Origin of the sequence: Aestuariivirga sp. (assembly GCF_037139295.1) — a bacterium.
GTDB lineage: Bacteria > Pseudomonadota > Alphaproteobacteria > Rhizobiales > Aestuariivirgaceae > Aestuariivirga.
Genome location: NZ_JBAXGR010000072.1, coordinates 1 through 18,350 on the forward strand (window position 1 = coordinate 1; position 18,350 = coordinate 18,350).

Here is an 18,350-nt window from a genome sequence, read left to right on the forward strand (position 1 = left end):
GATGAAGGTCTCGGGCACGCCATAGACGCCGAAGTCGATGGCGGTGCGGCCGTCGCGGTCCATGCCGACGGCGGCGAAGGGCTGGCCCAGCGTGTTGAGGAACTCGACCGCGTTCTGCGGCTCGTCCTTGTAGTTCATGCCGTAGAGCGTGATGTCCGGCCGCTTGGCGAGTTCGGTCAAGAGCGGATGCTCGATGCGACAGGGCGCACACCATGAGGCCCAGACGTTGATGACCGTCACCTTGCCCTTCTTCAGGTCTTCGTCGGAGAAGCCGGGCAGGTTCATGCCGTCAACCGGGTTCAGCACGAAGTCCGGCACCGGCTTGTTGATGAGGGCCGAGGGGATTTGATTGGGCGTGCCCGAAAGTCCCTTCCAGAACAGCAGGGCAAGACCGGTGAAGACAATGATGGGCAGCAGCACCAGCCACAGGCGGGAGCGCTTCTCCGGCGTTTCGGCGCTGCTCATGAACGGGCCTTCTTGCGTTGGGTGTCGAGTCGCTCCGCTTCGGCGCGCAGCTTCCGGTCGCGGCCCAGTGTGGTGAGGACGAGCACGGCGAGGCACACGAAGCTCAGCGCATAGGAGGCGATGACGAAGCCGATATGGTTGGCGGAAAAATCCATCAGCGGTCTCCGATCTCGGCAATCTGGATCTGGCGGATCTTGCGCGCCGCGATCTCGGCGCGCATGGCGGTGAGGTGCAGGGCGAGGAACAGGAAGGTATAGGCCAGCCCCATCACGAGGAGTGGCCACAGCATGGGGCCGGCAATCGTCGGCCCGCCCATGCGGAAGACGCTCGCTGGCTGGTGCAGCGAGTTCCACCAGTCGACCGAGAACTTGACGATGGGAATGTTGATGAAGCCGACGAGCGCCACGACGCGTGCCACCATGGCGGCGCGGTGCGGCTCCTCGATTGCCGCCCAGATGGCCATGTAGCCGATATAGAGCAGCATGAGGACGAACATCGAGGTGAGGCGCGCATCCCACACCCACCATGCGCCCCACATGGGCTTGCCCCAGAGCGAGCCGGTGGCAAGCGACAGGAAGCAGAACACCGCGCCGATGGGGGCAGCGGTCTTGGCGGCAACGTCGGCCAGCGGATGGCGGAAGATCGCCGCCACGGCGCTGGCGAGTGCCATCACCGTGTAGACGAACAGCGCCATCCAGGCGGCGGGCACGTGGACATACATGATCCGCACCGTCTCGCCCTGCTGGTAGTCAGGGGGTGCTGTCACCAGCGCGCCATAGAGGCCCACCGCGAAGAGTGCGATGGTGATGGCCCAGACGTAAGGCAGCACCGCATTGGCGATTTTCAGGAAACGGGTGGGGTTGGCGAGGAACTGCATGATGCCGCTTATCTAATGGAGCCGTGTCACGTGAGATAGGACCTCAGTGCCGCAGCCGAGGCAAGGGGGGAGACGACAAGGCTGACCAGCGCGATTGCGCCGAGGATCAGCAGCGAGGCGGTGGTGAGGCCGGGTGCCGCACCGGGCTGCGAGGCGGACAGCCCGAAGATCAGCACCGGCACATAGAGCGGCAGCACGAGGATCGAGACAAGAAGCCCGCCGCGCCGCAACCCGACCGTGACGGCAGCGCCAATGGCGGCCAACAGCGACAGGGCGATGGAGCCCACTACCATGGCAACCGCCAGCGGCAGGATCGCCGATGGTTCGAGGTTGACGAGGAATCCGAGGATGGGCGCGGCGATGGCCAGCGGCAGGCTGGTCGACAGCCAGTGCGCCACCGCCTTGGCCAGCGCCACCATCTCGAAGGGGACGGGCCCCATGGTCATGATGTCGAGCGAGCCATCCTCATAGTCCTGCTGGAAGATGCGGTCGGCCGAGAGCAGCACCGAGAGGAGCAGCGCGATCCACAGCGCACCGGGTGCGATGCGGGCGAGCAGCGCCTGGTCGGGACCGATGCCGATGGGCAGCAGCACCACGACGGTGAGGAAGAAGCCCAGTGCCGTGCCGACACCACCGCCCTGCCGCATGGAAAGTGTCAGGTCGCGCTTGATGAGGGCGAGAATCAGCTTCATGGCGCGCGCCCCAGATCGAGGCGCAGGTCGGGCTCGCGGCCCAATGGCACGTGGGTGGCGGCGATGATCATGCCGCCGTCATCCAGCTGCTTGGCCATCACCTTCACGAATCGTTCGAGCGATGCGGTGTCGAGTCCCACCGTCGGCTCGTCGAGCAGCCAGAGGACGCGCGGCACCAGCACGATGCGGGCGAGCGCGAGGCGCCGCTTCTGACCGGCGGAGAGAAGGCCCGCCGGGTAGGAGGCGAGGCGTGACAGGTCGAAGGCCGCGAGTGCATCATCCACGTCGCCGCCGCCGAGGAAGTCGCGCCAGAAGCTCAGGTTCTCTTCGACGCTGAGCGCCGACTTCACCGGTTCCTGATGCGCCACGTAATGCGCCTGCTGGCCGAGGCTCAGTTCTTCCCCGCCACCTTCGAGCGTCACCGAACCAGTCGGCGCCTCGTTCAGCCCGGCGATGAGGCGAAGGAGGGAGGACTTGCCGGAGCCGTTCGGCCCCGTCAGCTGCATCAGCTGGCCGGGCTTCAGCGAGAGCGACACGCCACGGAAGACGATGCGTCCGCCGCGCTCGCAGGTCAGGTCCTGGGCCTTGAGTTCCATATCCCTTGTTCCGAAATGAAGAAGCCCGCGTCAAGCGCGGGCTTCCCGTGGGCTGGAATGAGGCCTTGCCTCACGCCATGTACTGGCCGCCGTTGGCGGACAGCGTGGAGCCGGTGATGAAGCCGGCGTCGTCGGACGCGAGGAACACCACGGCGCGGGCGATTTCCTCGGGCTCGCCCAGGCGGCCCACCGGGATCAGCGGCAGGATGCGCTTGTCGAGCACGTCCTGGGGGATGGCCTTGACCATTTCGGTGCCGATGTAGCCCGGGCAGATGGCGTTGACGGTGATGCCCTTGGCCGCACCTTCCTGGGCCAGCGCCTTGACGAAGCCGATGTCGCCCGCCTTGGCGGCGGAATAATTGGCCTGGCCCATCTGGCCCTTCTGGCCATTGATCGAGGAGATGCAGATGACGCGGCCGAAGTTCCGGTCACGCATGCCGCCCCAGATCGGCTGGGTCATGTTGAACAGCGAGCTCAGGTTGGTGTTGATCACCTCGTTCCACTGCTGCGGGGTCATCTTGTGGAACATGGCGTCCCGCGTGATGCCGGCATTGTTGACCAGCACCTCGATCGGGCCCAGATCGGCCTCGACCTGTTTCAGGCCGGCGACACAGGCCTCGTAGTTCGACACGTCCCACTTGTAGACGGGGATGCCCGTCTCGGCCTTGAACTTTGCGGCCGCCTCGTCATTGCCGGCATAATTGGCGGCCACCTTGTAGCCGGCCGCCTGCAGCGCCTTCGAAATCGCTTCCCCGATGCCGCGGCTTCCGCCGGTCACCACTGCTACCCGTCCCATGTGTTCCTCTTGAATATCTTTTTGATCTTGTCGCCCTCCCCGCGAACGGGGAGGGAAGCCTTGTTTCGTCTTAGCGTTCCACGCACATGGCGATGCCCATGCCGCCGCCGATGCACAGCGTGGCGAGGCCCTTCCTGGCGTCGCGGCGGCCCATTTCGAACAGCAGCGTGTTGAGTACGCGCGCACCCGAAGCACCCACCGGGTGGCCGATGGCGATGGCGCCGCCGTTGACGTTCACGATGTCAGGGTTCCAGCCCATGTCCTTGTTGACCGCACAGGCCTGCGCGGCGAAGGCTTCGTTGGCCTCGACGAGGTCGAGGTCCTCGACCTTCCAGCCGGCCTTCTTGAGGGCGGCGCGCGAGGCAGGGATGGGTCCTGAGCCCATGATCGCCGGATCGACGCCGACGGAGGCCCATGAGGCGATGCGGGCGAGCGGCGTCAGGCCGCGGCGGTTGGCCTCCGCCTCGCTCATCAGCAGCACGACGGCCGCGCCGTCATTGATGCCGGAGGCATTGGCGGCGGTGACCGAGCCGTCCTTGGCGAAAGCCGGCTTCAGCTTCTGCACGCCTTCCAGCGTCACGCCCTTCTTGATGTATTCGTCCTGGTCCACCACCACATCGCCCTTGCGGCTGGAGATGGTGACGGGGGCGATCTCGTCCTTGAACTTGCCGGAGCCTTGAGCGGCCTCGGCCTTGTTCTGGCTCTTCACCGCGAAGGCGTCCTGCATGTCGCGGGTGATCTGCCACTGGTTGGCGACGTTCTCGGCGGTGGTGCCCATGTGGTAGCCGTGAAAGGCATCCCACAACCCGTCCTTGATCATGGTGTCGATCATCGAATAGTCGCCCATCTTCACGCCCTCGCGGAGGTAGGCGGCGTGGGGCGCGCGGCTCATCGATTCCTGGCCGCCGGCGGCGACGATCTTGGCATCGCCCGAGAGGATCTGCTGCATGCCCAGCGCCACGGCGCGAAGCCCGGAGCCGCACAGCTGGTTGATGCCCCAGGCAGGCGTCTCCTTGGGGATGCCGGCGTTGACGGAAGCCTGGCGGGCCGGGTTCTGACCTTGAGCGGCGGTCAGGATCTGGCCGAGGATGACGTCGTCAACCTCGGCACCCTCGACCTTGGCGCGCTCGAGTGCTGCCTTCAGGGCAACGGAGCCCAGAAAGCTCGCCGGTACGCTCGACAGTGAGCCGTTAAAGGACCCGACCGGCGTACGCGCGGCCGATACGATGACAATCCCATTTCCAGTGCTGGCCATGAATGCCTCCTTGAGTGTTTTGGATTGAGCTTATGCGTTCTTTATCACCCTATGTGCAATGCGACATAGGTCTTGGACGTGGCGCTGCCGAAATTTTTTGCGCTTGCAATTGTGCAGTGCGGAGAGCAAGGTTTTGTGACGGGAAAAGGCTCTAAAAGTCCGGTTAAACGGCGTGGGCCAGTCGGATTAGGAGGAGTTCCGGTGAGCGAAGAGAAGGCAGCGCCGCAAAGCGCCGTGGTCATCAAGAAATACGCCAACCGGCGGCTATACAACACATCGACCTCCACCTATGTGACGCTCGACGACCTCTCGGTCATGGTGAAGGGCGGCACCGATTTCCTGGTCTATGACGCCAAGACCGGCGAGGACATCACCCGCTCGGTGCTGACCCAGATCATCTTCGAGGAAGAGAACAAGGGCACCAACCTTCTGCCCATCAACTTCCTGCGCCAGCTCATTCGTTTTTATGGCGATTCCATGCAGGCCTTCGTGCCGGGCTACCTCGAGTTCTCGCTCGAGAACCTCGGCAAGGAGCAGGAGAAGTTCCGCACCCAGCTCCTGGATGTGTGGGGCGGCGACGCCATCAAGGCCATGCAGGACCATGCCCAGCGCAACATGGCCATGTTCGGCGATGCGATGAAGGTGTTCAACCCCTTCGCCGCCGTCATGGGCGGTGCCGTTCCGGGTGCGCCTGCACCGGGCAAGCCCTCCCAGCCGGGGGCAGGCGGTGGCTCCAAGGACGACCTGCAGGCGCTGAAGGATCAGCTTGCCGCAATGCAGCAGAAGCTGGACACCATCACCAAGTAACCGACCGGAGGTTGCGCCTCAGCGCGCCCTTCGCTGTGCGGTGTCGCTGACGAGGTCGGCGAAGCTCGGTTCCGCCGGGCGCATCGGCTCGTCGCGTCCCGGGAAGGCACGGTCGAGGAGCGTGATGGCGCGGCGCAGCTTGGCCAGTTCGCCTTCAAGGTCGCGCTCAAAGCCGGCGATGGTCTGGCGCGCCGGCGGCACGTCCTCCGACCACGGCGGGGTGAGTTCCGCCATGCCGAACAGCCGCCCCTGCATCAGGTCCACGCCCCACTGGCGCAGCAGCCGCGCGTCCTCCTCGGTCTCCACCCATTCGGCCACTGTCTTGAGGCCGAAGCTGCGCGCGAGGTCGATGAGCGAGCGCACGTAATACTGGTTCTCGCCATTCTCCGAGAGCTCGCGGCAGAAGGTGCCATCGAGCTTGAGATATTCCACGGGCAGCGCGCGGAGGCTGCGGAAGCTCGTATAGCCCGCGCCGAAATCATCGATCGCCACGCTGCAGCCGAGGAAGCGCAGTTCCTCCACGAAGCGGATGGTGTGGCTGAGATCGCCCAGCGCCACCGTCTCGGTGATCTCGATGATCATGCGGTTGGCCACGTCGCGGTTCTTCGCGATGATCGACAGGATTTCCGGGTACCAGCGCGGATCGGTCGCCGTGGTGCCGGACATGTTGAGCGAGATCACCGCCGAAGGATGGCGGGTGAGCACGTCGACGGCCATCTCGGCCACCACCTTGTCGATGAGGCGCACGAGGCCGAGCGTCTCGGCAACCGGAATCAGGTGGCCTGCCGGCACGATGCGGCCGTCATCGCCCGTCATGCGCAGCAGGGCCTCGTGGAAGACGGGCTCGCCCGTGTTGCCGTCGACCACCGGCTGGAAGGCGAGCTGGAAGCGGTTCTCCTTCAGGCATTGCACGATTTCGGCGGCATGGCGCGCGTTGCAGCTGCGCTCGCTGCGGCGCTGCTCGGAGGGCTCATAGATCACCACGTCGCCGGCGGGCTGCGTGCGCGCCTGCGTCAGTGCTTCTTCCGCACGCGCAATGGCCATGGCTGAATCGGCCGCGTGGAATGGCGTCACCACCGCGCCGATGGAGAGAAGCGCCCAGACAGGGCCGCGCTCGGTTTCGATCACGCTCTCGCGCGCGGTCCCGAGGAAGCGCTCTGCGGCGAAGGCCAAGTCCTCGCGCCTGCAGTTGTTGAGCACGATGCCGAACTTGGAGCCCGAGTAGCGCGCCACCGCGTCACCCGCGCGGGCGACGCGCGCCAGGCGCTTGGCGACCGCCAGGATCACTTCGTCCGCCACCTCGAAGCCATAGGCCTCGTTGACGCTCGACAGGTTTGTGATGGCGATGACCATGAAGGAGCAGGTGGAATTTTCGCGCTCGGCAGCCGCCATGGCGCCGCCCAGCGACTCCATCATGCGGCCCCGGTTCATCAGGCCCGTCAGCGCATCGCAATGGCCGAGGTAGCTCAATTGCTGGTCCTGCCGGTGGCGCTCGTCGATGCGCCGGAGCGTGCCGAAGACATGCGCCGGGCGGCCCTCGATGCCGGCGTGCCAGCGGCCCTGGTCCTCCAGCCACTGGCTGGCGCGGCCGCTGCGGCCCTGCGGCATGAAGCGATATTCGATGCGGAAGGGCACGCCGCCGCCCGCGTCCTGCGCGCCGCCGCGCATCACCGTGTCATAACGGCTGGTGAGATTGTCGGGGTCAAGGAGAGTGGCGAACTGGCGTCCGGTGCTCACCGTCTCGGGATCGCAGCCAAGCACCTGCGAAGCCCAGGGTGACCAGGAAATGACATCCTGCTCAATGTCCCAGTGATAGGCCGCCAGCCCTGAATCTGCCGCTGCGCGGTCCGTCAGCCCGGATAGTTCGCCCACGATGGTATGTCCCTCAACAATTCGAGACTCGGAGTCTAAGGGAGAGGCTGAAAGCAATTCTTAACGACGAGGGGAGATTTCGCTCTCGTGACCATTCATCATGCGCGGGCTTGACCCGCGCATCCTTTTCCTCGGCCGGCAAAAAGGATCGCCGGGTCAAGCCCGGCGAAAATGGGTGGAACGGAAGAAATGCGGGAGAAGACTTGCTTCTCAGTATCCCAATGCAAAACCATCCTTGCGCGGGTCCGACCCGCCGACGAGCACGCCGTTCTCGCGGTCGATGGCGATGGCCTGTCCGCCGCCCAGCGGTCCGGGCGGGGCGGCGAGCACGTGGCCCTTTTCCATCAGTCCTTCCTTCACGTGCTCAGGCACCGCGCTTTCCACCTGCACCTGGCCCGATTTGGGGAAGTAGCGCGCCCAGTCGATCGCCTCCTGCGGGTCCATGCCATAGACGTAAGCATTCACCGCCACCGTCAGGTGGCCCATGGGCTGGTAGTCGCCGCCCATCACGCCGTAGCTCATGTCGACGAGGCCGTCCTTCTTCACCATGGCGGGGATGATGGTGTGGAGCGGGCGCTTGCGCGGCCCGATGCAATTGGGGTGGGTGGGGTCGGTCACGAAGCAGGCGCCACGGTTCTGCAGCGCAACGCCGGTCTTCCGCGTCACCACGCAGGAGCCGAAACCGTCATAGACCGAGTTGATGAAGGACACGGCCAGGCGTTTTTCGTCCACAACAGTCAAATAGATGGTGTCGGAGTTGCGCATGGCGGTGTTGATGTCGAGTGCGCGGTTCATGTCGATCAGGCTCGCGAGCCTCTGGGCGGTCTTGGCCGAGAGAAGCTCGTCCACCGGCACCTCGTGGAACTCCGGGTCGGCGATGTGGCGGTTCCTGAGCTCCCAGGCGATCTTCATGGCCTCGATCTCGATGTGGTGGCGCGCGACCGAATCCGGTGCGTGGCGCTTCAGGCCGATTTGCGAGACGATGTTCATGGCGATCAATGCCGTGAGGCCCTGGCCGGATGGCGGGATTTCCAGCACCTCGTGGCCCATGAAACTGGTCGAGATCGGCTTCACCCAGGTCGATTCATGCGCCGCGAAATCATCCATGGTGAGGAGCGAGCCCTTGGCCCTGACGGTCGCGATGATGTCCTCGGCGATGGCGCCCCGGTAGAAGGCGTCACGGCCCTCGCTGGCGATGCGGCGCATGCTCTGGGCGAGTGCAGGGTAGTGCATGACCTCGCCGACCTTCGGCGTTCGCCCATCCTTGAGGCAGTGCACGCGTCCACCTTCGTCGGCCGCGAGGAAGGGCGTGTCCTCCGGCCAGTCGGCGGCGACGCGCGGGGTGACGGGCACGCCTTCCTCGGCCAGTCGGATGGCGGGCTTCAGCGCCTCGGCCAGATCCATGGTGCCGAATTTCTTCAGGAGCTCGGCCCAGCCGTCGATGGCGCCGGGAACCGTGATGGCATGAATGGAGCGGATCGCGATCTCGGTGAGGCCGGAGGCCTTCAGCCACTGGGCATCCGCCGCAAGCCCAGACCGGCCGGAGGCATTGAGGCCCGATACCTTGCCGTCCGGCGTGCCGACAAGGGCGAAGCAGTCGCCGCCGACGCCCGTCATGGCGGGTTCCACCACGCACAGCACGGCTGAGGCGACCACCGCGGCATCGGCGGCGTTGCCGCCCGCCCGTAGCGTGTCGATGGCGGCCAAGGTGGCCAAAGGGGCGGAGGTGGCGGCCATGCCGCGGGTGCCATAGGCTGCCGAACGGCCGGGACGGTCAAAGCTGCGCATGCGTCATAATCCTGAAAACAAAGGGCGCTGAGAGATTCTGTAAGAAAGTCACCGAGAAGCGTCGCAAAAGGCATCGCATGGGGCAAAGGCCTGTAGCAAGACACTCCGCGTCATGACTGCCGCGCCTTCGGATCAGGGTTCCGTGCCGGACCCCGCCCGCTTTGCGAGGCCGCCAAAAAGGTAATCGACATTTCCCAGCAGTAATGTAATTTTACTGGCGGGAAATCTCATCCATACAAGGGAACTGCACGCATGGCCACGGTGAAGAGCGATATCGAAATTGCCCGCGAGGCGAAAATGAAGCCGATCATGGAGATCGGCAAGGGCCTCGGCATCCCCGAGAAGGACCTGATCCCCTATGGCCACACCAAGGCCAAGGTGGCGCTCTCCTACATCGACAGCCTGAAGTCCAAGCCCAATGGCAAGCTGATCCTCGTCACCGCCATCAACCCCACCCCTGCCGGCGAAGGCAAGACGACGACCACCGTGGGTCTCGGCGACGGCCTGAACCTGATCGGTAAAAAGGCCATGGTGGCGCTGCGCGAACCCTCGCTCGGTCCCTGCTTCGGCATGAAGGGGGGTGCAGCCGGCGGCGGCTATGCCCAGATCGTTCCCATGGAGGACATCAACCTCCACTTCACCGGTGACTTCCACGCCATCACCTCGGCGCACAATCTGCTCTCGGCCCTGATCGACAACCACATCTACTGGGGCAACGAGCTCGGCATCGACACCCGCCGCGTCGTCTGGCGCCGCGTCATGGACATGAATGACCGCGCGCTGCGCGAGATCGTCTGCTCGCTGGGCGGCGTGGCCAACGGCTATCCGCGCGAGGCGGGCTTCGACATCACGGTGGCCTCCGAGATCATGGCCATCCTCTGCCTTTCGACCTCGATCGCGGACCTCGAGCGCCGCATCGGCCAGATCGTCGTCGCCTACAAGAAGGACAAGACCCCCGTCCTCGCCAAGGACCTCAAGGCGCCGGGCGCCATGGTGGTGCTCCTGAAGGACGCGCTGCAGCCCAACCTCGTTCAGACGCTGGAGAACAACCCGGCCTTTGTGCATGGCGGCCCCTTCGCCAACATCGCGCATGGCTGCAACTCGGTCATGGCCACGCAGGCCGCCCTCAAGCTCACCGACTATGTGGTGACGGAAGCGGGCTTCGGCGCTGACCTCGGTGCTGAGAAATTCTTCGACATCAAGTGCCGCAAGGCCGGCCTTGCCCCCGCTGCGACGGTCATCGTCGCTACCGTCCGTGCACTGAAGATGCATGGCGGTGCGGCGAAGGAGGAGCTTAAAGTCGAGAATGTCGAGGTGCTCAAGAAGGGCCTCGCCAACCTCGGCCGCCACATCGAGAACGTGAAGAAGTTCGGCGTGCCGATCGCGGTGGCCGTCAACCACTTCATCTCGGACACCGAACCGGAAGTGCAGGCCGTCATCGACTACTGCAAGACCCATGGTGTGGAAGCCTTCCGCTGCACCCACTGGGCCGAAGGCGGCAAGGGCATCGAGCCGCTCGCCAAGCATGTGGCCGAACTCGCCGACAAGGGCTCGGCACAGTTCAAGCCGATCTATGACGAGAACACCTCGCTGTTCGACAAGGTCAAGACCATCGCGCGGGAAATCTACCGCGCCGATGAGGTCGTCGCCGACAAGTCGGTGAGGGACCAGCTCAAGGCCTGGGAAGCAGCAGGCTACGGCAAGTTCCCGATCTGCATGGCCAAGACCCAGTACTCGTTCTCGACCGACCCGAACCTTAAGGGTGCTCCCACCAACCACGTGCTCCCGGTTCGCGAAGTGCGCCTGTCGGCGGGTGCCGAGTTCATCGTGGTCATCTGCGGTGACATCATGACCATGCCGGGCCTGCCCAAGGTTCCGTCAGCCGAAGTCATCGGCCTCGACGAGAAGGGCCAGATCGCCGGACTGTTCTAAGTCGATACCAAGTCCTGTCAGGCAGAGGCCCGGAGAAAACTCCGGGCCTTTTGCTTTGTTGACTCTGCAAAGGATTTAAGATTGTTTTCTGCGCGGGGACTGATCGTGCTTTTCACTCACACCATGTGACGGAGGCAAAGACATGGGCGACATCGTATTCCGCTTTCCCGCTCCGGGACCCGAACCCATCACCGGCGATCTCGACGGCTGGAAGAAGGTGGAGGGCAACCCGACCATGAAGACCTGGGTGCAGCACACGTCCAATGACGGCAGCGTCATCAGCGGCACCTGGGAGGCGACACCTGGCACCTATCACGCCACCTATGGCGCCTATGAATTCGTGCATCTGATGGAAGGCCAGATCACCATCACGCCGGATGGCGGCACGTCCGTCACCGTGAAGCCGGGCGATGCCTTCACCGTGGAGCCGGGCTTTGCCGGCACCTGGAAGATCGAGAAGCCGGTGAGAAAGCACTTCTGCATCAAGCTGAAGTAACCTTGAGCGGGTTGTCGGCCGGCGGCTGGTTGCGCAGCGCGGTGGCCACCCGCTGAAACGTCTGCATCAAGACGCGGCGGGTGTCCTCATCCGCCGTTTTTTCCAGCGCCTTCTCCATGCAGGCGAGCCATGACTGCGCCTCCACCTCGCCGATGGCCAGGTGGCTGTGCATCTGGCGCACGTTGGAATGGCGGTGCTGCTCGACATAGAGCTGCGGGCCCCCGAGGAATCCCGACAGGAACATGAACTGCGCCTCCCGCGCATGGGCCAGCCCGTTGCCCTGGTTGTGCATGACGCGCAGGGGTGCTCCCTCCGGCTCTGTTTCGACGAGGTCGTAGAACACCTTCACAAGTCGCCTGACCCCGTCCGCGCCGCCGATCCGGTCATAGGGTGTCTGGGTGGGGGTGATCATGACTGGTCCTCCGGGCTGCACGGCATTTGGCCATCATAATCGCCCCAACGGCGCCGCGGTTTGTCCAATCGCAAGGATCTGCATGATTTTTTGGCAGGACTCTGTGCAACCGCGCAATCCAGTTGCACATCCATGTGGCAGTGCAACAGAATTTCGGCAGTGTGAACATTTTATTAAGCCCATGTTTTAGCAAATGTAAAATGAGCCATGCGAAATTTGCGCTTCTCTTTTTGCTGCATCGCACCTAAATTGAGGGTCGCAACAGCACCCGAAGACCCATCATCTCTAGGGGATGACACATGTTCGAAGTTCTCAAGACCCGCTACTCCACCTGGAAGCGCTATTCCCGCACCGTTCAGGAGCTTGAGCAGCTCACCAGCCGCGAGCTCGCCGATCTTGGCATTTCGCGGGCTGACATTCCGCGTCTCGCGCGGGAAGCCGTACGCCAATGACATTCCTCCCGGCTTCCCTGCTTGAACGCTTGGGCCGCAGCCGGAAACTGAAGGCCTACCGCAAGGTCCGCGCCGAAGCCGAAGCGCTGTCGGACGTGGACCTCGCCGACATGGGCCTCAAGCGATACCAGCTGGGCCATGTGGCCCGCGTCAGGGCCTTCAAGTCCTGACCGAAAGAGACCCGCCGGATCCTCCCCCGGCGGGTTTGTTTCATGGCTGTTCGCGGGTGAAGCTCGCTCTTTGTTGCCGTCACCCCAGCGAAAGCTGGGGCCCAGCTTTGCCGGAGACGAAGCGCACCATATGACGTAACGTCATGAGCGACGAGAAGCACCCTGCCGTCTACATGCTGGCCAACCGCTACCGGGGCACGATCTACATTGGCGTGACAAGTGACCTGTGGACCCGTGTCTGGGCCCACAAGAACGGCACGACACCAGGGTTTACGTCGATATACCGCACGCACCGCCTCGTTTGGTACGAGCACCGGCTGACGATGGCGGTTGCCATCCGGCGGGAGAAGCAGCTCAAGGCCTGGAAGCGAGACTGGAAGATCGAGCTGATCGAGAGGATGAACCCGGAGTGGCGTGATCTTCATGAGGAGATTGATGCGATTGCCACGCTTGTTTCTGATTGAAATGGTCAGCTTGCCGTTGGCAAAGCTGGGCCCCAGCTTTCGCTGGGGTGACGGAATGAGGGGACCCGTCCTCTTTGCCAATCTGCACCTTCCAAAGTCGCGGCAATCCGCCGCGTGAGAGAGGTTGCGAGTCCTTATCCCATGTGATAGCCAACGCGCGCGGCGAGGCGGGGGCCTCGGGCCGTGGGTGTGCCTCGTTGCATGCCGGCCTCCCTGAAATTCAAGCGGCAATGCGCCAAGCTCTTGTGGTGCCTGCCGAAAAACGAGTGAAAGACGGATCGTGGCGACCACAGATCAGACAGTTTCCGGAGTTCCGGGCCGCTATGCGAGCGCGCTCTTCGAACTCGCCTCCGAGGAGAAGGCCACCGAAGAGGTGAGCCGCCAGCTCCACAGCTTCCAGTCCGCCATCGACCAGTCGGAAGATCTTTCCCGCCTGGTCCGCTCGCCGGTGTTCTCCTCCGAGGACCAAGTGTCGGCCCTGGGCGCCGTGGCCGCCCAGCTTCACATCACCGGCGCCACGCTGAACTTCCTGAAGCTGGTGGCCAAGAACCGCCGCCTCAGTGCGCTCCCCGACATGATCAAGGCCTATGCCACGCTGCTCGCCTCATCCAAGGGCGAGATCGCGGGCGAGGTCACCTCGGCCGAGCCGCTCTCGGCCGCCCAGCTCGAAGACCTCAAAGCCGCGCTCAAGAGCTCGCTCGGCCGTGACGTCCTCCTCTCAACCCGTGTCGACAGCTCGCTCCTCGGCGGCCTCATCGTGAAGGTGGGATCCCGCATGATGGACAATTCGCTGAAGACCAAGCTCCAGACACTCAAGATCGCCATGAAGGGAACCGCCTGATGGACATTCGCGCCGCCGAAATCTCCGCAATCCTCAAGAAGCAAATCAAGGACTTCGGCAAGGAAGCCCAAGTTTCCGAAATCGGCCAGGTGCTGTCGGTGGGTGACGGAATTGCCCGTGCCTATGGCCTCGACAACGTGCAGGCCGGCGAGATGGTCGAGTTCGGCAACGGCATGAAGGGCATGGCGCTGAACCTCGAAACCGACAATGTCGGTATCGTGATCTTCGGCTCCGACCGCGAAATTCGCGAAGGCGACACGGTGAAGCGCACCGGCGCCATCGTCGAAGTGCCGGTCGGCAAGGAACTCCTCGGCCGCGTCGTCGACGCGCTCGGCAACCCGATCGACGGCAAGGGCCCGATCGGCGCCAAGCAGTTCAAGCGCGTCGACGTGAAGGCGCCGGGCATCATTCCGCGCAAGTCGGTGAACGAGCCGATGTCGACGGGCCTCAAGGCCATCGACGCGCTGATCCCGATCGGCCGCGGCCAGCGCGAGCTGGTCATCGGCGACCGCCAGACCGGCAAGACCGCCATCATCCTCGACACCATTCTGAACCAGAAGCCCATCCACATTGCAGGCCCTGAGAAGGACAAGCTCTACTGCGTCTACGTCGCCTGCGGCCAGAAGCGCTCCACCGTCGCGCAGTTCGTGAAGGTTCTGGAAGACAATGGCGCTCTCGAATACTCGATCGTCGTCGCCGCCACGGCGTCGGACCCGGCACCGCTGCAGTATCTCGCTCCCTTCACCGGCTGCACCATGGGTGAATTCTTCCGCGACAACGGTATGCATGCGCTGATCGCCTATGACGATCTGTCCAAGCAGGCCGTCGCCTATCGCCAGATGTCGCTGCTGCTGCGCCGCCCGCCGGGCCGCGAAGCCTATCCGGGCGACGTGTTCTATCTCCACTCCCGCCTGCTCGAGCGCGCGGCCAAGATGAACGACACGCTCGGCGGCGGTTCGCTGACGGCACTGCCGGTCATCGAAACCCAGGCCAACGACGTGTCGGCCTACATCCCGACCAACGTGATCTCGATCACCGACGGCCAGATCTTCCTTGAAACCGAACTGTTCTACCAGGGCATCCGCCCCGCCGTGAACGTCGGTCTCTCGGTGTCGCGCGTCGGCTCCGCCGCCCAGACCAAGGCGATGAAGCAGGTGGCCGGCAAGATCAAGGGCGAGCTCGCCCAGTATCGTGAAATGGCCGCCTTCGCCCAGTTCGGCTCCGACCTCGACGCCTCGACGCAGCGCCTGCTCAACCGCGGCGCCCGCCTGACGGAACTGCTGAAGCAGGGCCAGTTCTCGCCGATGAAGACGGAAGACCAGGTCGTGTCGATCTATGCCGGCGTCAACGGCTATCTCGACCCGCTGCCGGTCAACAAGGTGAAGCCCTTCGAAGAAGGCCTGCTGCGCTTCGTGCGTGACAAGCACCCCGAGATCCTCGAGGCGATCCGCACCGAGAAGGCGATTTCGGACACCATGATGCCGAAGCTCAAGGCCGCGGTCGAAGCCTTCGCCAAGTCCTTTGCTTAAGGCTTAAACCCCGATGGCAAGTCTCAAGGACTTACGGAACCGCATCGCCTCGGTGAAGGCGACACGCAAGATCACCAAGGCCATGCAGATGGTGGCCGCGGCGAAGCTGCGTCGCGCCCAGGAAGCAGCCGTCGCGGCGCGTCCCTATTCGACGCGCATGTCGGCGGTGATCGGCAACCTTGCCTCGGCCATGAACGGCCAGGCGGGTGCGCCCACGCTGCTCACCGGCACGGGATTCTCGGACACACACCTGCTGATCGTGGCGACTGCCGAGCGCGGCCTCTGCGGCGGCTTCAACTCCTCGATTGCCAAGATCGCGCGTGAGCACGCCGACCGGCTCATCGCCCAGGGCAAGACGGTGAAGATCTTCACCGTCGGCAAGAAGGGCAATGACGCGCTGAAGCGGCTCTATGGCAAGTACTTCGTCGAGCACGTGGATTTCCGCGGCGTGAAGGCAATGTCGTTTGCCGAAGCGCAGCTGGTTGCGCACAAGGTGCTCGACATGTTCCACAACGGCGAGTTCGATGTGGCAACGCTGTTCTTCTCCGAGTTCAAGTCGGTCATTTCGCAGAAGCCCACGGCGCTGCGGCTGATCCCGGCGGACGTCTCGGGGGCGAAGCCCGCCGATCTCGGCGGCGCTGTCTATGAAGCAGAGCCCGAAGAGGGCGAAATCCTGGCCGATCTCCTGCCGCGCAACATCGCGGTGCAGATTTTCCGTGGCCTGCTCGAAAATGCCGCGTCCGAACAGGGCGCGCGCATGAGCGCCATGGACAACGCCACCCGCAACGCCGGTGACATGATCAACAAGCTGTCGATCAAGTACAACCGCCAGCGCCAGGCGCAGATCACCAAGGAACTCATCGAAATCATTTCGGGCGCCGAGGCGCTCTAAGCGAACACGGGAAGGATCAGACATATGGCACACAGCGAGGCCGCAACCGGCCGCATCACCCAGGTCACCGGCGCCGTCGTCGACGTCGCCTTCGATGGTGAACTCCCCGAAATCCTGAACGCGCTCGAGACAATGAACGGCGGCAACCGCCTCGTTCTCGAAGTGGCGCAGCATCTGGGCGAGAACACCGTCCGCACCATCGCCATGGACTCGACCGAAGGTCTGGTGCGCGGCCAGGCCGTCACCAACACCAAGAGCTCGATCTCGGTTCCGGTCGGCGAGGAAACGCTGGGCCGCATCATGAACGTGATCGGCGAGGCAATCGACGAAGCAGGTCCGATCAAGACCACGCTGCGCCGTCCCATTCACGCACCCGCCCCTGACTTCGTCGACCAGTCGACGGAAGCGCAGATCCTCGTCACCGGCATCAAGGTCGTCGATCTGCTCGCGCCTTACGCCAAGGGCGGCAAGATCGGCCTGTTCGGTGGTGCTGGCGTGGGCAAGACGGTGCTCATCCAGGAGCTCATCAACAACGTCGCCAAGACGCACGGTGGTTACTCCGTGTTCGCCGGCGTGGGCGAGCGTACGCGCGAAGGCAACGACCTCTATCACGAGTTCATCGAATCCAAGGTGAACGCCGATCCGCACAATCCCGATCCGAGCGTCAAGTCGAAGTGCGCCCTGGTGTTCGGCCAGATGAACGAGCCGCCGGGTGCGCGCATGCGCGTGGCGCTGTCGGGCCTCACGGTTGCCGAGTATTTCCGCGACCAGGGCCAGGACGTGCTGTTCTTCGTCGACAACATCTTCCGCTTCACCCAGGCCGGTTCCGAAGTGTCCGCCCTTCTGGGCCGCATCCCGTCGGCCGTGGGCTATCAGCCGACGCTTGCCACCGACATGGGCAACCTGCAGGAGCGCATCACCACGACGAACAAGGGCTCGATCACCTCGGTGCAGGCCATTTACGTGCCGGCCGACGACTTGACCGACCCGGCGCCCGCCACGTCCTTCGCCCACTTGGACGCAACGACCACGCTGTCGCGCTCCATCGCCGAAAAGGGCATCTACCCCGCCGTCGACCCGCTCGACTCCACCTCGCGCATGATGGACCCGCGCATCGTCGGTGAAGAGCATTACCAGACGGCGCGTCGCGTGCAGGCGATCCTGCAGCGCTACAAGGCGCTCCAGGACATCATCGCCATTCTCGGCATGGACGAACTCTCGGAAGAGGACAAGCTGACGGTGGCCCGCGCCCGCAAGATCGAGCGCTTCATGTCGCAGCCCTTCGACGTCGCCGCCGTGTTCACCGGTTCGCCCGGCGTGCAGGTCAAGCTCGAAGACACCATCAAGGGCTTCAAGGGCCTCTGCGATGGTGACTACGATCACCTGCCGGAGCCCGCCTTCTACATGGTCGGCACCATCGAACAGGCCGTCGAGAAGGCCAAGCGCCTCGCCGCCGAGGCAGCGTAATCCCGATGGCTGGTCTTCATTTCGAACTCGTGAGCCCCGCGCGGCTTCTGTTCTCAGGGAGCGTGGCCTCGGTCACCATCCCCGGAACCGAGGGCGAGATGGGCATCTATCCGGGCCATTCGCCCGTGCTCACCACGCTGCGCCCCGGCGTCGTCACCGTCACGCGTGACGGCGGCAATGCCGAACGCATCTTCGTCAAGGGCGGCATGGCGGAAGTGAACCCGCAGGGGCTGACACTTCTGGCCGAGGTGGCGATCCCGATGGCTGAACTCACCCAGGACGTGATGGCCAGGCAGATCAGCGACGCCGAAGCGCAGCTGGCGGAAGCCAAGCCGGGCGAAGCCACGCGCAAGGCGACCGAAGCCATCAACCAGCTCAAGGCGCTGCAGAGCACGCTCTGATCTGACGGTTACCGCCGAATTGAAATTGCCGGGGCATGCCCCGGCAATTTTGTTTTGGCAATATCCTCACGTTCCTGGTCACTCCTCTTGACCGTCATCCCGGCGAAAGCCGGGACCCAGCTTTCCCCGCAACAGATGCCCGAAGC

At 64.1% G+C, this 18,350-nt stretch carries 21 protein-coding genes; 11 read left to right on the top strand and 10 right to left on the bottom strand.

What is annotated here, in order from left to right; genetic code table 11:
- From WCJ41_RS15665 to WCJ41_RS15695, 7 genes are all read right to left on the bottom strand, one after another.
- The coding region (locus tag WCJ41_RS15665) for a DsbE family thiol:disulfide interchange protein (protein ID WP_336906771.1) at positions 1 to 465 on the bottom strand (465 nt) is incomplete at its 3' end.
- Positions 462 to 620 carry a heme exporter protein CcmD gene (ccmD, locus tag WCJ41_RS15670; protein WP_336906772.1) on the bottom strand — a complete coding sequence of 53 codons (159 nt, stop codon included), beginning with the start codon at positions 618 to 620 and terminating at the stop codon, positions 462 to 464. The genes ccmD and WCJ41_RS15665, both read right to left, overlap by 4 nt.
- A complete protein-coding gene (locus tag WCJ41_RS15675) occupies positions 620 to 1,342 on the bottom strand; it encodes a heme ABC transporter permease (RefSeq protein ID WP_336906773.1) in 723 nt (240 codons plus the stop codon). The genes ccmD and WCJ41_RS15675 overlap by 1 nt, the downstream gene beginning before the upstream one ends.
- Positions 1,343 to 1,368: 26 nt before the next feature.
- Positions 1,369 to 2,034 (bottom strand): heme exporter protein CcmB, encoded by a 666-nt coding sequence (ccmB, locus tag WCJ41_RS15680; protein ID WP_336906774.1) that lies wholly within the window; start codon positions 2,032 to 2,034, stop codon positions 1,369 to 1,371.
- On the bottom strand, positions 2,031 to 2,630 hold the full coding sequence (ccmA, locus tag WCJ41_RS15685) for a heme ABC exporter ATP-binding protein CcmA (protein ID WP_336906775.1): 600 nt from the start codon (positions 2,628 to 2,630) through the stop codon (positions 2,031 to 2,033). Before ccmA ends, ccmB begins: the two co-directional genes overlap by 4 nt.
- Before the next feature lie 70 nt (positions 2,631 to 2,700).
- Complete coding sequence (locus tag WCJ41_RS15690; RefSeq protein ID WP_336906776.1) at positions 2,701 to 3,426, bottom strand: beta-ketoacyl-ACP reductase; 726 nt, start codon at positions 3,424 to 3,426, stop codon at positions 2,701 to 2,703.
- Positions 3,427 to 3,496: 70 nt separating this feature from the next.
- Entirely contained in the window at positions 3,497 to 4,681 is a 1,185-nt protein-coding gene (locus WCJ41_RS15695) for an acetyl-CoA C-acetyltransferase (protein ID WP_336906777.1), read from the bottom strand.
- A 201-nt stretch (positions 4,682 to 4,882) separates the two neighbouring features.
- Here WCJ41_RS15695 and phaR point away from each other — a divergent pair, with 201 nt between their 5' ends.
- Entirely contained in the window at positions 4,883 to 5,488 is a 606-nt protein-coding gene (gene phaR, locus WCJ41_RS15700) for a polyhydroxyalkanoate synthesis repressor PhaR (RefSeq protein WP_336906778.1), read from the top strand.
- An 18-nt stretch (positions 5,489 to 5,506) separates the two neighbouring features.
- Here phaR and WCJ41_RS15705 read toward each other — a convergent pair whose 3' ends face one another.
- Together WCJ41_RS15705 and WCJ41_RS15710 are read right to left on the bottom strand one after the other, a co-directional pair.
- A complete protein-coding gene (locus tag WCJ41_RS15705) occupies positions 5,507 to 7,360 on the bottom strand; it encodes a GGDEF domain-containing protein (RefSeq protein ID WP_336906779.1) in 1,854 nt (617 codons plus the stop codon).
- A 210-nt stretch (positions 7,361 to 7,570) separates the two neighbouring features.
- A complete protein-coding gene (locus WCJ41_RS15710) occupies positions 7,571 to 9,148 on the bottom strand; it encodes a gamma-glutamyltransferase family protein (protein ID WP_336906780.1) in 1,578 nt (525 codons plus the stop codon).
- Positions 9,149 to 9,400: 252 nt separating this feature from the next.
- Here WCJ41_RS15710 and WCJ41_RS15715 point away from each other — a divergent pair, with 252 nt between their 5' ends.
- The gene (locus WCJ41_RS15715) at positions 9,401 to 11,080 is read left to right on the top strand and encodes a formate--tetrahydrofolate ligase (protein ID WP_336906781.1); all 1,680 of its coding nucleotides are present in this window, start codon (positions 9,401 to 9,403) and stop codon (positions 11,078 to 11,080) included.
- Positions 11,081 to 11,222: 142 nt separating this feature from the next.
- Positions 11,223 to 11,576: a cupin domain-containing protein gene (locus tag WCJ41_RS15720; RefSeq protein ID WP_336906782.1), complete on the top strand. Its 354-nt coding sequence runs from the start codon at positions 11,223 to 11,225 to the stop codon at positions 11,574 to 11,576.
- Here the strand turns inward: WCJ41_RS15720 and WCJ41_RS15725 are convergent.
- Entirely contained in the window at positions 11,563 to 11,988 is a 426-nt protein-coding gene (locus WCJ41_RS15725) for a group II truncated hemoglobin (RefSeq protein ID WP_336906783.1), read from the bottom strand. The genes WCJ41_RS15720 and WCJ41_RS15725 overlap by 14 nt on opposite strands.
- Positions 11,989 to 12,287: 299 nt before the next feature.
- On the opposite strand from WCJ41_RS15725, the gene WCJ41_RS15730 reads away from it, so the two are divergent.
- The 8 genes from WCJ41_RS15730 to WCJ41_RS15765 all read left to right on the top strand — a co-directional run bounded on the left by WCJ41_RS15730 (position 12,288) and on the right by WCJ41_RS15765 (position 18,204).
- Positions 12,288 to 12,440 carry a DUF1127 domain-containing protein gene (locus tag WCJ41_RS15730; RefSeq protein ID WP_336906784.1) on the top strand — a complete coding sequence of 51 codons (153 nt, stop codon included), beginning with the start codon at positions 12,288 to 12,290 and terminating at the stop codon, positions 12,438 to 12,440.
- Entirely contained in the window at positions 12,437 to 12,610 is a 174-nt protein-coding gene (locus tag WCJ41_RS15735; RefSeq protein ID WP_336906785.1) for a hypothetical protein, read from the top strand. The genes WCJ41_RS15730 and WCJ41_RS15735 overlap by 4 nt, the downstream gene beginning before the upstream one ends.
- Before the next feature lie 143 nt (positions 12,611 to 12,753).
- On the top strand, positions 12,754 to 13,074 hold the full coding sequence (locus WCJ41_RS15740; RefSeq protein ID WP_336906786.1) for a GIY-YIG nuclease family protein: 321 nt from the start codon (positions 12,754 to 12,756) through the stop codon (positions 13,072 to 13,074).
- Positions 13,075 to 13,354: 280 nt separating this feature from the next.
- A complete protein-coding gene (locus WCJ41_RS15745) occupies positions 13,355 to 13,915 on the top strand; it encodes a F0F1 ATP synthase subunit delta (RefSeq protein WP_336906787.1) in 561 nt (186 codons plus the stop codon).
- Complete coding sequence (atpA, locus tag WCJ41_RS15750; protein ID WP_336906788.1) at positions 13,915 to 15,444, top strand: F0F1 ATP synthase subunit alpha; 1,530 nt, start codon at positions 13,915 to 13,917, stop codon at positions 15,442 to 15,444. Before WCJ41_RS15745 ends, atpA begins: the two co-directional genes overlap by 1 nt.
- A 13-nt stretch (positions 15,445 to 15,457) precedes the next feature.
- Entirely contained in the window at positions 15,458 to 16,336 is an 879-nt protein-coding gene (locus tag WCJ41_RS15755; protein ID WP_336906789.1) for a F0F1 ATP synthase subunit gamma, read from the top strand.
- A gap of 24 nt (positions 16,337 to 16,360) precedes the next feature.
- Positions 16,361 to 17,803, top strand: coding sequence for a F0F1 ATP synthase subunit beta (atpD, locus tag WCJ41_RS15760; RefSeq protein WP_336906790.1), 1,443 nt, complete (start codon positions 16,361 to 16,363; stop codon positions 17,801 to 17,803).
- A gap of 5 nt (positions 17,804 to 17,808) precedes the next feature.
- Positions 17,809 to 18,204 (top strand): F0F1 ATP synthase subunit epsilon, encoded by a 396-nt coding sequence (locus WCJ41_RS15765; protein WP_336906791.1) that lies wholly within the window; start codon positions 17,809 to 17,811, stop codon positions 18,202 to 18,204.
- Positions 18,205 to 18,350 lie beyond the last annotated feature (146 nt).

Excerpts from the sequence above, each read along its gene's own strand:
- atpA (WP_336906788.1), top strand. The coding sequence starts at position 13,915 with ATGGACATTCGCGCCGCCGAAATCTCCGCAATCCTCAAGAAGCAAATC.
- ccmD (WP_336906772.1), bottom strand. The coding sequence starts at position 620 with ATGGATTTTTCCGCCAACCATATCGGCTTCGTCATCGCCTCCTATGCG.
- WCJ41_RS15735 (WP_336906785.1), top strand. The coding sequence starts at position 12,437 with ATGACATTCCTCCCGGCTTCCCTGCTTGAACGCTTGGGCCGCAGCCGG.
- WCJ41_RS15730 (WP_336906784.1), top strand. The coding sequence starts at position 12,288 with ATGTTCGAAGTTCTCAAGACCCGCTACTCCACCTGGAAGCGCTATTCC.
- WCJ41_RS15715 (WP_336906781.1), top strand. The coding sequence starts at position 9,401 with ATGGCCACGGTGAAGAGCGATATCGAAATTGCCCGCGAGGCGAAAATG.
- WCJ41_RS15740 (WP_336906786.1), top strand. The coding sequence starts at position 12,754 with ATGAGCGACGAGAAGCACCCTGCCGTCTACATGCTGGCCAACCGCTAC.
- WCJ41_RS15695 (WP_336906777.1), bottom strand. The coding sequence starts at position 4,681 with ATGGCCAGCACTGGAAATGGGATTGTCATCGTATCGGCCGCGCGTACG.
- atpD (WP_336906790.1), top strand. The coding sequence starts at position 16,361 with ATGGCACACAGCGAGGCCGCAACCGGCCGCATCACCCAGGTCACCGGC.
- ccmB (WP_336906774.1), bottom strand. The coding sequence starts at position 2,034 with ATGAAGCTGATTCTCGCCCTCATCAAGCGCGACCTGACACTTTCCATG.
- WCJ41_RS15690 (WP_336906776.1), bottom strand. The coding sequence starts at position 3,426 with ATGGGACGGGTAGCAGTGGTGACCGGCGGAAGCCGCGGCATCGGGGAA.
- WCJ41_RS15710 (WP_336906780.1), bottom strand. The coding sequence starts at position 9,148 with ATGCGCAGCTTTGACCGTCCCGGCCGTTCGGCAGCCTATGGCACCCGC.
- WCJ41_RS15675 (WP_336906773.1), bottom strand. The coding sequence starts at position 1,342 with ATGCAGTTCCTCGCCAACCCCACCCGTTTCCTGAAAATCGCCAATGCG.
- WCJ41_RS15720 (WP_336906782.1), top strand. The coding sequence starts at position 11,223 with ATGGGCGACATCGTATTCCGCTTTCCCGCTCCGGGACCCGAACCCATC.
- ccmA (WP_336906775.1), bottom strand. The coding sequence starts at position 2,630 with ATGGAACTCAAGGCCCAGGACCTGACCTGCGAGCGCGGCGGACGCATC.
- WCJ41_RS15725 (WP_336906783.1), bottom strand. The coding sequence starts at position 11,988 with ATGATCACCCCCACCCAGACACCCTATGACCGGATCGGCGGCGCGGAC.
- WCJ41_RS15755 (WP_336906789.1), top strand. The coding sequence starts at position 15,458 with ATGGCAAGTCTCAAGGACTTACGGAACCGCATCGCCTCGGTGAAGGCG.
- WCJ41_RS15765 (WP_336906791.1), top strand. The coding sequence starts at position 17,809 with ATGGCTGGTCTTCATTTCGAACTCGTGAGCCCCGCGCGGCTTCTGTTC.